The sequence below is a fragment of the Leisingera aquimarina DSM 24565 genome (assembly GCF_000473165.1).
GTDB lineage: Bacteria > Pseudomonadota > Alphaproteobacteria > Rhodobacterales > Rhodobacteraceae > Leisingera > Leisingera aquimarina.
Genome location: NZ_KI421504.1, coordinates 3614612 through 3628719, shown reverse-complemented (window position 1 = coordinate 3628719; position 14108 = coordinate 3614612). Strand labels below are relative to the sequence as shown.

Here is a 14108-nt window from a genome sequence, read left to right as displayed (position 1 = left end):
ACCGTGATGCCCCCCAGCCTGCTTGCCGGATTTGCCCTTGGCCTCAGCCTGATCATGGCGATCGGCGCCCAGAATGCCTTTGTCCTGCGCCAGGGGCTGCGGCGCCAGCATGTATTCTGGATCTGCCTCACCTGTGCCGGCTCTGATGCGCTGCTTATCACCGCAGGTGTCCTTGGCTTTGGCTCGCTGGCGCTGGCAGTGCCGTGGTTCGAACAGGCGATGCGGCTTGGCGGTGCGGCTTTCCTGCTTTGGTACGGCGCCCGTGCCCTGCGCAGCGCATGGCAGGGCGGCGAAACCCTGGACACGGCGGGCGAGGGCGCAGGTGCTGCTCTGCTGCCGGTGCTGGCGACGGTTCTGGCACTGACCTGGCTGAACCCGCATGTCTACCTAGATACAGTTGTTCTCCTTGGTTCGATCTCGGCACAATACCCCGAGCCGCTGGTCTTTGCCGCCGGCGCTGCCATTGCCAGCTTCACCTTCTTCTTCACGCTCGGCTATGGCGCCAGCCTGCTGGCTCCGGTCTTTGCCCGCCCGCGTGCTTGGCAAGTGCTGGACGCCATTGTCGGCCTGACCATGTGGGCGATTGCGCTGAAGCTGCTGCTGATGTGACGAACAGCCTCTGTGCACAGGCCGCCCTAACGCCTGCGCAAAAAAACGCTACCTTCCTTCTGAAGCCGCCAACAGGAGAGAAGGATGAGCTGGAACCCGGCACTGGAACCTCAATGCCCCGATGCGGGCAGCCTTGACGCTATCGAGACGGTGATCATCCCGCGCGCCCGCGACCTCGGCGGATTTGAGGTCCGCCGCGCCTTACCCGCACCGCGCCGCCAGATGGTCGGGCCGTTCATCTTCTTCGATCAGGCCGGACCTGCAGAATTCCTGACCGGGCAGGGCATCGACGTGCGCCCGCACCCGCATATCGGCCTTGGCACAGTGACTTACCTCTATCAGGGCGAATTCGAACACCGCGATTCCCTGGGCACCCACCAGATGATCTATCCGGGCGAGGTGAACTGGATGGTGGCAGGCGAGGGCGTCACCCATTCCGAACGCACCTCGGCCACGACCCGCCAGAACCCAAGCAGCCTGTTCGGCATCCAGACCTGGATTGCGCTGCCCGACAGCCACGAAGACACGCCCGCCGCCTTTGAACACCACGGCAAGGACGCACTGCCGCTGTTGGAAGGCGAGGGCAAGGCCGTGCGCCTGATCCTCGGCACTGCCTGGGGTGAGAAAGCCCCTGCAACACTTTATTCCGAAACCTTTTATGCGGATGCGGTGCTGCAGGCGGGTGCCAAGCTGCCGCTGCCCTCGGATCACGAGGACCGGGGGCTGTATGTCACGCAAGGATCGGTCGAAATCGCCGGTGAAACATTTGAGGCCGGCCGCATGATGGTGTTCCGGCCCGGTGACGAGATCACCGTGACCGCGGGTGCCGAGGGCGCCCGGCTGATGGCGCTGGGCGGGGAGACGCTGAACGGTCCGCGCTATATCTGGTGGAATTTCGTCGCCTCCTCCCGCGACCGGATCGAAGATGCCAAGTCCGCCTGGGCCGCTGGCGACTGGCAGCAAGGCCGCTTCCAGCTGCCGCCTGGCGATGATGAGGAATTCACCCCGTTGCCGGAGAAGCGGAAATAATTCACATGTGAAGCCTTGCGCCGCCGCCCGAACGGGTGTTCTGTCCGGCCATGTCCCAATCCGTCAAATCCGACCAAACCATGCAAAACCCGCTCCGAGGGGTGTTCTGGATGGTTGTCACCGGCCTTTGCTTTGTGGCGGTGACGGCGCTGGTCAAGCATCTCGGCACCCGCATCCCGCCCGCCGAAAGCGCCTTTCTGCGGTACTTGCTGGGGCTGGTGTTTCTGATCCCGATGGCCGGGGCCTTGCGCCGGGCGCGGCTGACCCCGCGGCTTTGGGCACTGTTTGCAGGCCGCGGCGTGGTGCATTCGGCGGGAGTTATCCTGTGGTTTTACGCCATGACCCAGATCCCGCTGGCCGAGGTTACTGCGATGAACTACCTGTCGCCGGTCTATGTCACCCTGGGGGCGGCGCTGTTTCTGGGGGAAAAGCTGGCTTTCCGCCGGATATCGGCAATTGCCGTGGCCCTGATCGGTGCGATGATCATTCTGCGCCCGGGCTTCCGCGAGGTCTCGCCCGGCCATATCGCCATGCTGTTCACCGCCGTGTCCTTCGGGGCCTCTTACCTGATCGCCAAGTTTACTGTCGGCAGCAACAGCCCGGCGGTTGTGGTCGGCATGCTGTCGGTCTTTGTCACTCTGGGCCTGGCCCCCTTTGCCCTGGCGGCCTGGGTGACGCCCACGCTGGCCGAGCTTGCAATTTTGTTCGGGGTCGCCTGCTTTGCTACCGCGGGCCACTACACCATGACGCTCGCTTTTGCTGCGGCGCCTGTGGCGGTGACGCAGCCAGTCACTTTCTTGCAGTTGATCTGGGCGACGCTGCTTGGCGCCCTGGCGTTTGGTGAGCCGGCTGACATCTGGGTGATGTCCGGCGGCGGGCTGATCCTGGCTGCTGTCAGTTTCATTTCTTGGCGTGAAGCCAGAACAAAAAAGAAGGCTCTTACACCTTCCAGTAATGCGGCTGGTGTTTGATCGTCTTATGGATGTTACAAACCCGGAGTAATCTCCCGCTCTTCCTGATGCTGTCGGAGACCGCGCATGGCGAATTGGCTTTGGCCCACGGCATTGCTGCTGGCGGCCCTTTTTGATCTGCCGGCCGCCCAGGCCGGCACCAGTATCTGCAACGATACGGAGGCCTTGCATCAATTGGCCGTCACTCTGCGGGCCGATGGCCGCTGGGTGGTGAAGGGTTGGCAGCAGCTGGCCCCGGGAGCCTGCGTCGAGCCGGTCCCCGAAGGGTATCAGGGCCGGTTCTTCTACTTCCGCGCCGAAAGCCCCGGATACGGTTTCCGCGACGACAGTGTGCGCTTCTGCACAGGCCAAGGCCGGTTCCGGATTGAGGACGGCAGCGATTGCTCCACGCAGGGCTATGCCGAGCAGGGGTTTGCCAAGGCTGTCACGGGACCTGACCAACAGCAGATCCAGCTTAGTACCCGATCGAAGCCCGAGCGCCGGAAGGCCGCGGTGGCTGCCGCCGGGGACGGGCATGATGCAACAGAAGACGAGTTTCACTACGCCGCTGAGGTGGTCTTCCAAGGCTGCGAGCAGCAAAAAAGCCCGGGCGCCGTCACCTGCAGCTTTGTTGGCGGCGGCATGGAGATCGGTGCCGTGGGCAAGGTCCGGATCTCCGATCCGGTCTTCACCTTCCTGCTGGGGCTGGTGCGCGGCACCCCGCTGAAAATTGACGGTGAGATAATCACCCGTTTCGGCTCCTTTGCAGAGCTGGAGTTGCACAGCGTAACGCCGCGCGTCCCGAACCGGTTCGACAAGATGCTGCAGCACATGCAGGGAGAGTGGCGGTCCGTGCAAAATCCAAAGGACCGGTTTGCCATTTCCGGCGCCGTGCGCCAGGTACGTTACGGCGGAAGGGAAATGACCCCGGAGTTTGTCACGATCCAGCAAAGCTGCCGCGGCATGGGGTTTACGGGTGACTTCCTGATGGCCTGGGACAGCCAGAGCGGCACCAGACTGTGTTATCAGATCAATTCTCTGACCCGCGACGGGATGACCCTCATATATTTGCCACGCGGAACCCGGCTGGACTACGAACGGATGCCTGGCGGCTAAGCCTTAAGGGATCACAAGATCCACAACCAGATGTGCTGCGGCACGCGCGGCCTTGGGGTTCAGCGGATCTTCCGACTGCGCGGCCTGCAGCCAGACCCCGTCCATATAGCATTGCAGCGCCTGGCGGGCGGTTTCCAGCTGTCCGCCCGGCAGCAGCGCTCGCAACTCGGCCAGGACATGGCTGCGCACCCGGGCGCGGTTGATTCGGTGCAGACGGCTCAGCCGGGGCGAATAGGGGGCATTTGCCCAGAACTGCATCCAGATACTGCACTGGGGCACGGTGAACAGGTCGTCGGCAAAATTCGCATCCATCACTGCATAAAGCCGGTCGCGCGGGGTGCGTGCGGTGGCATAGCCAACCGCCATTGCCCGCCGCAGCTTGCCTAGAAGATGCAGCATAGTGGCTTCCATCAGCCCTTCCTTGGAGCCGAAATAATAGTTTATCGAAGCCGCCGAAGCGCCGGCCTCCCTGGCGATTTCCGCCATGGTTACAACACCGTAACCGCGTTCATGCACCGCAACGATAGTGGCTTCGATCAGCTCTTCGTTGCGGATATCCCGGATGCGTTTCCTGCTCATGATAAAGTTGTGCGGCAATTGGGGCGCCGTTTCAACTGTTGTTAGCACGATTTTAAATCTTGAATGACTGTTTAAAAAACTGTTTGGCGCTTCAGTGTGCTGTGATATGTACCCGTCCCATGTCTTAGGGCGGGAACCGCCTGGAAATGGGAGGGACATATGACTTCAATCATTTCATTCGGGATTCTGCTGGCCTTTGCGCTGGTGGTGTTCTGCGTGATCAAGTGGTGGAACGTCCGCAATGTCGGCGTGACCCCGGTCCACTTGTTCACCTTCATCGCAATTCTGTTCACCTCGGGCCTGGACGTCGGCCTGATCATGTTCCCGCTGGCCTGGGACTTCCCGCTTTATGCCGACACCGCGGCAGAACCCGCCTATGGGTTCACCAACCCGCTGGCGCTGGAATTCGGCTTTTGGGGCTTTTTGATCTGGGGCTTCTACTTCCTCACCACCTTCTACTTCTGCGTGGTTGAGCCGCGGGTGAAGTTCTTTGAGATCCCGCTGGTGAAATGGATCAACAACATTGTGATCATCGGGACCTGCGCCTTCACCGGCGCGCTGTTCCTGATCTACCTGCCGTATTACGCCACGTTCCTGGGCGACGGTGAGAGCGTGATCCCGGAATTCTATGTCATCACCTTCCTGGTGATCCTGTTTGCCGCCTTCTCTTCCACCGACATCAAATACGTGCGTATCCTGTCGGTCGGCTCCACCGCGCTGTTCCTGGCACTGATCCTGGGCATGTGGGCCTATGCGGGCATGGGCCTGGGCGCCTTTGCCGACACTGCCTCCAACATCGGCGGCTACTTCGGCAACATCCACAAGTTCATCCTGCCGCTGACCGACTATCATGAGTTCTACCTGTTCTGGTGGTTCGCATGGTCGATCATGATCGGCCAATTCACCTCCCGCTTTGTCGGCGGCCTGCGCACCTGGCAGGTGCTGGCAGCACTGCTGATCTTCCCGTCGATCCCGCTGGGTGTGTGGTTCTCGGTGCTGTACTATTACCACCTGAACAGCATCGAGACGACGCTGCTGATCAACGTCTCCATGGTCGCGGTGGGCATCATCTTCGTGGTCAACTCCTTTGACTCGCTGATCCGCCTGTACACCGACAACCTGAACTTGTCGGCCAAGCGTTTCGGCACCATTCCGTACGTTGTTGGCAACGCGGTTGTGCTCTTCGGCCTGACCCTGGCTTTCCAAAGCCAGTGGCTGCAGATCCAATGGATCGGCACCGTGGTAATCGGCATCTATGTCGCCTGCCTTGGCTACATTGTGCTGTTCAAGCGCAGCGAAGTGATGAGCATTGATGCCTCGCCCGAGGAAAACACGCTCGACTTTGAAAAGATCAAGACTGCCCACTAAGGGCGGTCTCCCGGCTGGTTCCGTGTTTCCCCGAATGTTGGGGCCAGCCACCAACTGCCTGGCGGTGCCTGAGGGCCTGCCGGGCGCCTTTCGAAGAAACATCGCTTTATACTGGGAGGTCCGCGATGAGTGCCCCGAATATCCTGATCCTGATGGTTGACCAATTGAATGGGACACTCTTCCCGGACGGCCCCGCCGACTGGCTGCATGCTCCGAACCTCAAGAAACTGGCGGAGCGTTCGACCCGTTTCGCCAACGCCTATACTGCGTCGCCCCTGTGCGCGCCGGGCCGCGCCTCCTTCATGTCCGGCCAGCTGCCGTCGCGCACCGGCGTCTATGACAACGCGGCTGAATTCCGCAGCGACATCCCGACCTACGCCCACCACTTGCGCCGCGCGGGCTATTACACTTGCCTCAGCGGCAAGATGCATTTTGTCGGCCCCGACCAGATGCACGGGTTTGAGGACCGCCTGACCACCGACATCTACCCGGCTGATTTCGGCTGGACCCCGGACTACCGCAAGCCGGGCGAGCGGATCGACTGGTGGTATCACAACATGGGTTCGGTCACCGGGGCAGGGGTCGCCGAAACCTCCAACCAGATGGAGTATGACGACGAGGTGGCCTATAACGCCACCGCGAAACTCTATGAGCTGTCGCGCGGCCTGGACGACCGTCCCTGGGCGCTGACCGTCAGCTTCACCCATCCGCACGACCCCTATGTGGCCCGCCGCAAGTACTGGGATCTCTATGAGGATTGCGAGCACCTGCTGCCCGAAGTCCCGGCCATGGCATACGAGGACCACGACCCGCACGCCCAGCGGATCTTTGACGCCAACGACTGGCGCAGCTTCGACATCAGCGAAGAGGACATCAAACGCTCCCGCCGCGCCTATTTCGCCAATATCTCCTATCTGGACGACAAGATCGGCGAGATCCTGAACGTGCTTGAAACCACCCGGCAGGAGGCGGTCATCCTGTTTGTCTCCGATCACGGCGACATGCTGGGCGAGCGCGGCCTGTGGTTCAAGATGAGCTTCTATGACGGTTCCTCCCGCGTGCCGCTGATGATCTCGGCGCCGGACCTGCCTGCGGGCCTGATTGAAACCCCTGTCTCCACCTTGGACGTGACCCCGACGCTGGGCGCGCTGGCCGGTGTCGGCATGGCTGAAATCGAACCCTGGACCGACGGCCAGAACCTGGTTCCGCTGGCCACTGGGACCGAACGGACCGAACCGGTCGCCGTGGAATACGCGGCTGAGGCGTCCTATGCGCCGCTGGTGTCGCTCCGCTATGGCAAGTGGAAGTACAACCGCTGCGCCCTGGACCCCGATCAGTTGTTCGATCTGGAGGCCGACCCGCACGAACTGACCAATCTGGCGGATGACCCGGCTCATGCTGGCACGCTGGAAACCCTGCGCGCCAAATCCGAGGCCCGCTGGAACCTGGAGACCTTCGACGCAGAGGTCCGCGCCAGCCAGGCCCGCCGCTGGGTCGTCTACGAGGCCCTGCGCCAGGGCGGCTACTACCCCTGGGACTACCAGCCGCTGCAAAAGGCCTCCGAGCGCTACATGCGCAACCACATGAATCTCGACACCCTCGAGGAAAGCAAGCGCTTTCCCCGCGGTGAATAACCCTCACACCCGCTCAGCATCTTCCTCTTGCTGAAAATATCCCCGCCGGAGGCATAAAATCATGACTCATCCCGCTCAACCTGAAGCCAGCCATTTCATCAATGGCGAATACGTCGAAGACACTGCAGGCACTCCGATCCCGGTGATCTATGCCGCCACCGGCGCGCAGATCGCCACCGTCTACGCCGCCACCCCGGCGATCGTGGAGCTGGCGCTGTCCACCGCGAAAGAAGCCCAGAAAGCATGGGCGAAAATGACCGGCACCGAGCGCGGCCGCATCCTGCGCCGCGCCGCCGACATCATGCGCGAACGCAACCACGACCTCAGCGTGCTGGAAACCTACGACACCGGCAAACCGCTGCAGGAAACCCTGGTGGCCGACGCCACCTCCGGCGCCGACGCGCTGGAATATTTCGGCGGTCTCGCAGCCTCCCTCACCGGCGAACACATCCCGCTGGGCGAGGACTGGGTCTACACCAAGCGCGAAGCGCTAGGCCTTTGCGTCGGCATCGGCGCCTGGAACTACCCGACCCAGATTGCCTGCTGGAAAGGCGCCCCGGCGCTGGCCTGCGGCAACTCGATGGTGTTCAAGCCGTCCGAGACCACACCGCTCTGCGCCTTGAAAGTGGCAGAAATCCTGATTGAGGCCGGGGCCCCCGCAGGCGTGTTCAACGTCGTTCAGGGCATGGGCGAGGTTGGCGGCGCACTGGTCACCGATCCGCGCGTCGACAAGGTCTCGCTCACCGGCTCGGTCCCGACCGGCAAGAAGGTTTATGCCGCAGCCGCCGAAGGCATGAAGCACGTCACCATGGAGCTGGGTGGCAAGTCGCCGCTGATCATCTTTGACGACGCCGACATCGACAACGCTGTCGGCGGCGCCATCAACGGCAACTTCTACTCCTCCGGCCAGGTCTGCTCCAACGGTACCCGCGTGTTTGTGCAGAAAGGCATCAAGGAAAAATTCCTCGCCCGTCTGGCCGAACGCACTGGCAACGCTATCCTGGGCGACCCGATGGACGAGGCCACCAGCTTTGGCCCGATGGTGACCGAGAACCAGATGAACATCGTGCTGGGCTACGTCGAGAAGGGCAAGGAAGAAGGCGCCCGCCTGATCTGCGGCGGCAACCGTGCGGACATGGACGGCTACTTCATTGAGCCCACAGTTTTCGCCGATGTGACCGACGACATGACCATCGCCCGCGAAGAAATCTTTGGCCCGGTGATGTCCGTTCTGGACTTCGAAACCGAAGAAGAAGTCGTTGCCCGCGCCAACGACACCGAATTCGGCCTGTCCGCTGGCGTGTTCACCAAGGATTTCACCCGCGCCCACCGTGTGATCGGCAACCTTGAGGCCGGCAGCTGTTTCATCAACTCCTACAATGACGCCCCGGTTGAGGCGCCGTTTGGCGGCGTGAAGGCGTCCGGTGTTGGCCGCGAGAACTCGAAAGAGGCGATCAAGCACTTCAGCCAGGTGAAATCCGTCTACGTCCGCATGGGCGATGTCGAAGCGGCGTTCTGATTGCCCTTTTGGGCAACGCCCACCCACCCGCCCCGTTGCCCAAAAGGGCAAGAGGGAAGGGCTTGCTGAGAGGTCTGCTGAGGGTGCTTTGCGTCCTCAGCAGACCAGAACAATGATGAGGCAGATTCGGGATGTCTCAAGGACAAGCCGCGCCAAGGCGCAGTGCCCAAGGCATCCTTGACCCAACCCGAATCCGCAATGGAGAGAAGAAATGAACGCGGATTATGTGATTGTCGGGGCCGGGTCTGCCGGCTGTGCCATGGCCTACCGGCTGTCGGAGGCCGGCAAAAAGGTTCTGGTGATCGAACACGGCGGCACCGATGCCGGGCCGTTCATCCAGATGCCGGGCGCGCTCAGCTACCCGATGAACATGCCGCTTTACGACTGGGGCTACAAATCCCAGCCCGAGCCGCATCTGGGCGGACGCGAGCTGGTCTGCCCGCGCGGCAAGGTGATCGGCGGCTCCTCCTCGATCAACGGCATGGTCTATGTGCGCGGCCACGCCGGCGACTACAACCACTGGGCCGACAGCGGCGCGGCCGGCTGGTCCTACGCCGACGTGCTGCCGTACTTCAAACGCATGGAAACCTGGAATGACCGCGGCCATGGCGGCGACCCGGACTGGCGCGGCACCGACGGCCCGCTGCATGTGACCCGCGGTCCCCGCGACAACCCGCTGCATGACGCCTTCGTCAACGCAGGCGCGCAGGCGGGCTACCCGGTCACCTCCGACTACAACGGCGAGCAGCAGGAAGGTTTCGGCCCGATGGAGATGACGGTCTACAAGGGTCAGCGCTGGTCCGCCGCCAACGCCTATCTGCGCCCGGCGCTGAAACGTGAGAACTGCAACCTGATCCGCGCCTTCGCCCGCAAAGTGGTGATCGAGGACGGCCGCGCCGTCGGGGTCGAGGTTGAACGCGGCGGCAAGGTTGAAGTGATCCGCGCCAATACCGAAGTGATCCTGGCCGCCTCCTCGCTGAATTCCCCCAAGATGCTGATGCTTTCCGGCATCGGCCCGGCGAAACATCTGGCCGAACACGGCATCGAGGTGGTTGCCGACCGCCCCGGCGTGGGCCAGAACCTGCAGGACCACCTGGAATTCTATTTCCAGTTCGCCTGCAAACAGCCGATCACCTTGTTCAAATACTGGAACCTGTTTGGCAAGGCGCTGGTAGGGGCGCAGTGGCTTTTCACCAAGACCGGCCTTGGCGCCTCGAACCAGTTCGAAAGCGCCGCCTTTGTCCGGTCTGGCAAGGGGGTGGACTACCCGGATATCATGTATCACTTCCTGCCGATTGCCGTCCGCTATGACGGTCAGGCCGCGGCTGAGGGCCATGGCTTCCAGGCCCATGTCGGCCCGATGCGCTCCGGTTCGCGCGGCGAAGTCACGCTGAACTCCGCAGATCCGAAAGACGCGCCAAACATCCTGTTCAACTACATGTCTACCGAACAGGACTGGATCGACTTCCGCAAATGCATCCGCCTGACGCGTGAGATCTTCGGTCAGGAAGCGATGAAGCCCTTCCTCAAGCACGAGATCCAGCCCGGCGATGCGCTGCAATCCGACGAGGAGCTGGACGGCTTCATTCGCGAGCATGTGGAAAGCGCCTATCACCCCTGCGGCACCTGCAAGATGGGCGCCGTGGATGATCCGATGTCCGTGGTCGATCCGGAATGCCGGGTGATCGGTGTCGAGGGCCTGCGGGTTGCCGACAGCTCGATCTTCCCGCGCATCACCAACGGCAACCTCAACGGCCCCTCGATCATGACCGGCGAGAAGGCGTCGGACCACATTCTGGGCCGCCGCCTGCCGTCCTCGAACGCAGAACCGTGGTTCAACCCGAACTGGCGCCAGGCGCAACGCTGATCCTGTTGCGCTGCCAGCAAGCCGCCCGCCACCTCCCCGTTGTGCGGGCGGCTTATTTTTTGAAATTCCGGCTTGAAATCAGGCCTGAAAATCAGCGTGGCCGCCGCATCTTTTGATCCGCGTCAAAGTGGCGGGGCAGCGCTGGGCATAACCTGCAACCGACCCTAGGAAAAGGAGCGAGCAGGTGTCCAATACCCCCCATGAACTGGCCGAAGAATTCCCTGAAAAGGCCGCGCAGATCAGTCAGCTGAAACAGGCAGATGCCCATTTCGCCAAGCTGTCGGACGAATACCATGCGGTGAACCGCGCCGTGCACCGGGCGGAAACCAACGTGGAACCGGTGAGTGCTGATGCCGAAACCGGCCTGCGCAAACAACGGGCCGCGCTGAAGGACGAGATCTGGAGCATCTTGTCGAAGGCGTGAAGGCTGTGAATGGTCAGAGTAGGAGGAGGGGTATCAACGATACCCCTCTCTCTTGTAAATGCCTTTGGCCGCTTGGCAGACACGGACGAAGCCGTTGGCGCGGCATTGGCGCATATGCTTTGCTGGTATAAAGCGGCAGCCACCAGCGTAGCGGCGCCATCCCACGAGCAGGCGTCCGGCGCCAAGGATTTTCTGAAAATATTTGGCAATTTTCTTCATAAGAAAATTGCGCCTTCAGTCGCCCTCAGCTCACCTCATACGGCAGCACACCGCGCTGGTCCGTGTTGATTGTCAGCCGCCGCTCCAGCGGCGGAACCGAGCGCTGGTGGCAGTCCTTGCGCTCGCAGATCCGGCAGGAAATGCCGATTGGCTCATAGGCGCTGTCCTGGCTCACATCCATTCCGTCCGCATAGACCAGCGCATCCGCGTGGCGCACCTCGCATCCCAGCGCAATCGCATAGCGCCGCACTGGTGACCCGAACGAGCCGCCCGGTTTCGACACATCCCGCGCCAGCGAGATATAGCGCACCCCGTCCGGCGTCTCTGCCAGCTGGCGCAGGAACCGGCCCGGGGTCTCAAACGCCCGGTGCACGTTCCACAGCGGGCAGGCGCCGCCGAAACGGGCAAACTGCAGCCGCGTCGCCGAGTGCCGCTTGGTGATCGTGCCGGCCTGATCAACCCGCACGAAAAAGAACGGCACCCCCTTGGCGCCGGGCCGCTGCAGGGTCGACAGCCGGTGCGAGATTTGCTCAATCGAGGCGCCAAAGCGGATCGCCAGCAGCTCCAGATCATGACGGCAGGCCTGTGCTGCCTCCAGAAAGCGCCCATAGGGCATCAGCGCGGCTCCGGCGAAATAGTTGGCAAGGCCGATCTTGGCGATGGCGCGGGCCTCTTCGCTCTGGAACTTTGCAAAATCCAGTGTCGCTTCCAGCAGCGCATTCTGGCGCAGCAGCGCCACCTGCAGCAGCATCTGAAACAGCTGCGTCTGCGGTGCTGAGCGGTTGGACAGATACAGCACGCCTGTCTCCGCATCAAAACTGCGCAAGCCTTCCATTTCGGACTGGCGCACGGTCACGCCGCCGCGCTCCAGCTCGGCCACCGCGGCGGCGCGAATATCGCTGGTGGCGGCAAAATGCTCTGCCGCGTGGTCCACCGCATCGATGTAGTTGTCGCAGTAGTGGAAGAAATCCCGAACCTCTTCCCAAGGGCTGGCCTGAATGCGCGCATCCTCCCGCCCCAGCGCCTCATCCAGCGAGGCCAACCGTTCATGGGTTTGCCGGTAGGCGCGGTGCAGCGACAGAAATGCGCGGGCCAAAGCCGGCGCGTTGGAGGCGGTCAGCCGCAGATCCGCCAGCGGCGGCGCGTCATCGGCAAAGACCGGATCCGCCATCGCCTCGCGCATGTCGCTGACCAGCCGCTCGCTGTCGCCCGCGCTCAGCTCGGTCACATCCATGCCGAATTCCTGTGCCAGCGCCAGCACCACCGTGGTCGACACCGGGCGGTTGTTGTTCTCCATCTGGTTCAGATAGGGCAGGGAGACCCCCAGCTTGGCCGCAAAATCCTTTTGCGTCAGCTCCAGCCGCTGCCGCATTTCGCGCAGCTTGGCGCCGGCGTATAGTTTCTGGGTGGCCATGGGGCGTACCTTTGCAAATCTAATCCTTGCGAATGGTATAATTGCAAACCCGCACCCGCAAGCCGGCGGCAGGCGTTATGCGCCGATCTGCCGCTCCCGCCAGACCACCAGCAGGATTGCCACCAGCCCGCAGATGGCAGTGGCGAACATGATCGCCAGCAGCGGCACCGCGGTTGATCCCGGCACCAGCAGCATGCCCGCAAAGGCGCTGAGCGCGGCACCCGCACCGATCATGATCGCGCCGCTGAGGCCCGATGCTGTGCCTGCCAGATGCGGCCGCACCGAAATCGCGCCTGCGGTCGCATTGGGGATCGCCATGCCGTTGCCCAATCCGACAAAGCACATCAGTCCGAAGAAGGTATAAACCGTATCCGCCCGGCCCATCGCGATCAGCAGCGACAGCAGTACCCCGCCGCCATTAATTATACAGCCCCACAGCACCATGCGGTTGACCCCGATCCGGGTGGAAAACCGTCCGGATAGGAAGTTGCCAGCAAAGTACCCCACCGCCGGGGTGGAGAAATAGACCCCCAGCTCTGCCGTGCTCAGCCCATAGACCTCGGTGCCGACAAAGGGCGCGCCGCCCAAGTAAGCAAAGAAGGCGCCAGACGCGAGGCCCGAGGATAGTGAATACCCCCAGAACCGGGGCGAACGCAGCAGCTCCGGATATTCACGGAACTGGGCCATCAGCGTCTTGCCGCTTTTATGGGCGGTCTCTCCGAAATCGGTGAAGGTGATGGCCAGCGTCGCCGCACCCACCAGAAACAGCAGCCAGAAGTTGGCTTGCCAGCCCATCCACTGATCCAGGAAACCGCCGATTGCGGGACCGATCATCGGCACGATTGCCATGCCCATGGTGACATAGCCGATCATGCTGGCGGCCTGGTTGGTGTCATACATATCGCGCACCGCGGCGCGGCTCAGCACCATGGTGGCGGCCACCACCGTCTGTGCGATGCGAAACAGCAGGAAGGCCTCGGCTGTCGGCGCATAGATGCAGCCCAGGGTTGCCAGCAGGAACAGCACGATGCTGACCAGGATCACCGGCCGCCGCCCCATCTGGTCCGAGATCGGCCCGACAAAGATCTGCACCACCGCATTGCCCGCCAGATACAGCGCCACTGACAGCTGCATCACCCGGTAATCGACCGCATAATACTCGGCCATCCCCGCCAGCGACGGCAGATGCAGGTTCATGCCAAGCGCCGACAGCCCGGCAAGCAGGATCAGGGTGAAAATGCGCGGAGGCGTCCGCTGGCCGGACACGCGGGAATTATATGTGGACATACCATCCGGTTAGAGCAGTCCGCCGCCCTTGTCCATCAGTCCTCTGCGCGGCTGGGCGTAAGGTTGCCGCAGCGTCAAAAGACACTTGCATGA

General features: G+C 62.4%; 13 protein-coding genes. 9 read left to right on the top strand and 4 right to left on the bottom strand.

Going from position 1 to position 14108, the window contains the following annotated elements; translation table 11 throughout:
- Positions 1-6 precede the first annotated feature (6 nt).
- From AQUI_RS0122165 to AQUI_RS0122150, 4 genes are all read left to right on the top strand, one after another.
- Entirely contained in the window at positions 7-609 is a 603-nt protein-coding gene (locus AQUI_RS0122165) for a LysE/ArgO family amino acid transporter (protein WP_027259480.1), read from the top strand.
- Positions 610-693: 84 nt separating this feature from the next.
- Positions 694-1638, top strand: coding sequence for a pirin family protein (locus tag AQUI_RS0122160; protein ID WP_027259479.1), 945 nt, complete (start codon positions 694-696; stop codon positions 1636-1638).
- A gap of 110 nt (positions 1639-1748) precedes the next feature.
- Positions 1749-2609, top strand: coding sequence for a DMT family transporter (locus AQUI_RS0122155; RefSeq protein ID WP_027259478.1), 861 nt, complete (start codon positions 1749-1751; stop codon positions 2607-2609).
- Between the two features lie 66 nt (positions 2610-2675).
- Complete coding sequence (locus tag AQUI_RS0122150; protein WP_027259477.1) at positions 2676-3704, top strand: DUF1036 domain-containing protein; 1029 nt, start codon at positions 2676-2678, stop codon at positions 3702-3704.
- A 3-nt stretch (positions 3705-3707) separates the two neighbouring features.
- Here the strand turns inward: AQUI_RS0122150 and betI are convergent, their stop codons facing one another.
- The gene (betI, locus tag AQUI_RS0122145; protein ID WP_027259476.1) at positions 3708-4283 is read right to left on the bottom strand and encodes a choline-binding transcriptional repressor BetI; all 576 of its coding nucleotides are present in this window, start codon (positions 4281-4283) and stop codon (positions 3708-3710) included.
- Between the two features lie 159 nt (positions 4284-4442).
- Between betI and AQUI_RS0122140 the strand changes: the two genes are divergently transcribed.
- The 5 genes from AQUI_RS0122140 to AQUI_RS0122115 all read left to right on the top strand — a co-directional run bounded on the left by AQUI_RS0122140 (position 4443) and on the right by AQUI_RS0122115 (position 11095).
- On the top strand, positions 4443-5651 hold the full coding sequence (locus AQUI_RS0122140) for a choline transporter (RefSeq protein ID WP_027259475.1): 1209 nt from the start codon (positions 4443-4445) through the stop codon (positions 5649-5651).
- Positions 5652-5776: 125 nt separating this feature from the next.
- Positions 5777-7285, top strand: coding sequence for a choline-sulfatase (gene betC, locus AQUI_RS0122135; RefSeq protein ID WP_027259474.1), 1509 nt, complete (start codon positions 5777-5779; stop codon positions 7283-7285).
- A gap of 61 nt (positions 7286-7346) precedes the next feature.
- Complete coding sequence (betB, locus tag AQUI_RS0122130) at positions 7347-8804, top strand: betaine-aldehyde dehydrogenase (protein ID WP_027259473.1); 1458 nt, start codon at positions 7347-7349, stop codon at positions 8802-8804.
- 211 nt (positions 8805-9015) lie between these two features.
- The gene (gene betA / locus AQUI_RS0122125; protein ID WP_027259472.1) at positions 9016-10671 is read left to right on the top strand and encodes a choline dehydrogenase; all 1656 of its coding nucleotides are present in this window, start codon (positions 9016-9018) and stop codon (positions 10669-10671) included.
- A gap of 184 nt (positions 10672-10855) precedes the next feature.
- On the top strand, positions 10856-11095 hold the full coding sequence (locus AQUI_RS0122115) for an HP1242/YdcH family protein (RefSeq protein WP_027259471.1): 240 nt from the start codon (positions 10856-10858) through the stop codon (positions 11093-11095).
- Positions 11096-11128: 33 nt separating this feature from the next.
- Here AQUI_RS0122115 and AQUI_RS30960 read toward each other — a convergent pair whose 3' ends face one another.
- The 3 genes from AQUI_RS30960 to AQUI_RS0122105 form a co-directional block, all read right to left on the bottom strand.
- Positions 11129-11314 carry a hypothetical protein gene (locus AQUI_RS30960; protein ID WP_156916900.1) on the bottom strand — a complete coding sequence of 62 codons (186 nt, stop codon included), beginning with the start codon at positions 11312-11314 and terminating at the stop codon, positions 11129-11131.
- Positions 11315-11339: 25 nt separating this feature from the next.
- Positions 11340-12728, bottom strand: a complete 1389-nt coding sequence (locus AQUI_RS0122110; RefSeq protein WP_027259470.1) for a helix-turn-helix domain-containing protein — start codon at positions 12726-12728, stop codon at positions 11340-11342.
- A gap of 75 nt (positions 12729-12803) precedes the next feature.
- Positions 12804-14015, bottom strand: coding sequence for a multidrug effflux MFS transporter (locus AQUI_RS0122105; protein ID WP_027259469.1), 1212 nt, complete (start codon positions 14013-14015; stop codon positions 12804-12806).
- Positions 14016-14108 lie beyond the last annotated feature (93 nt).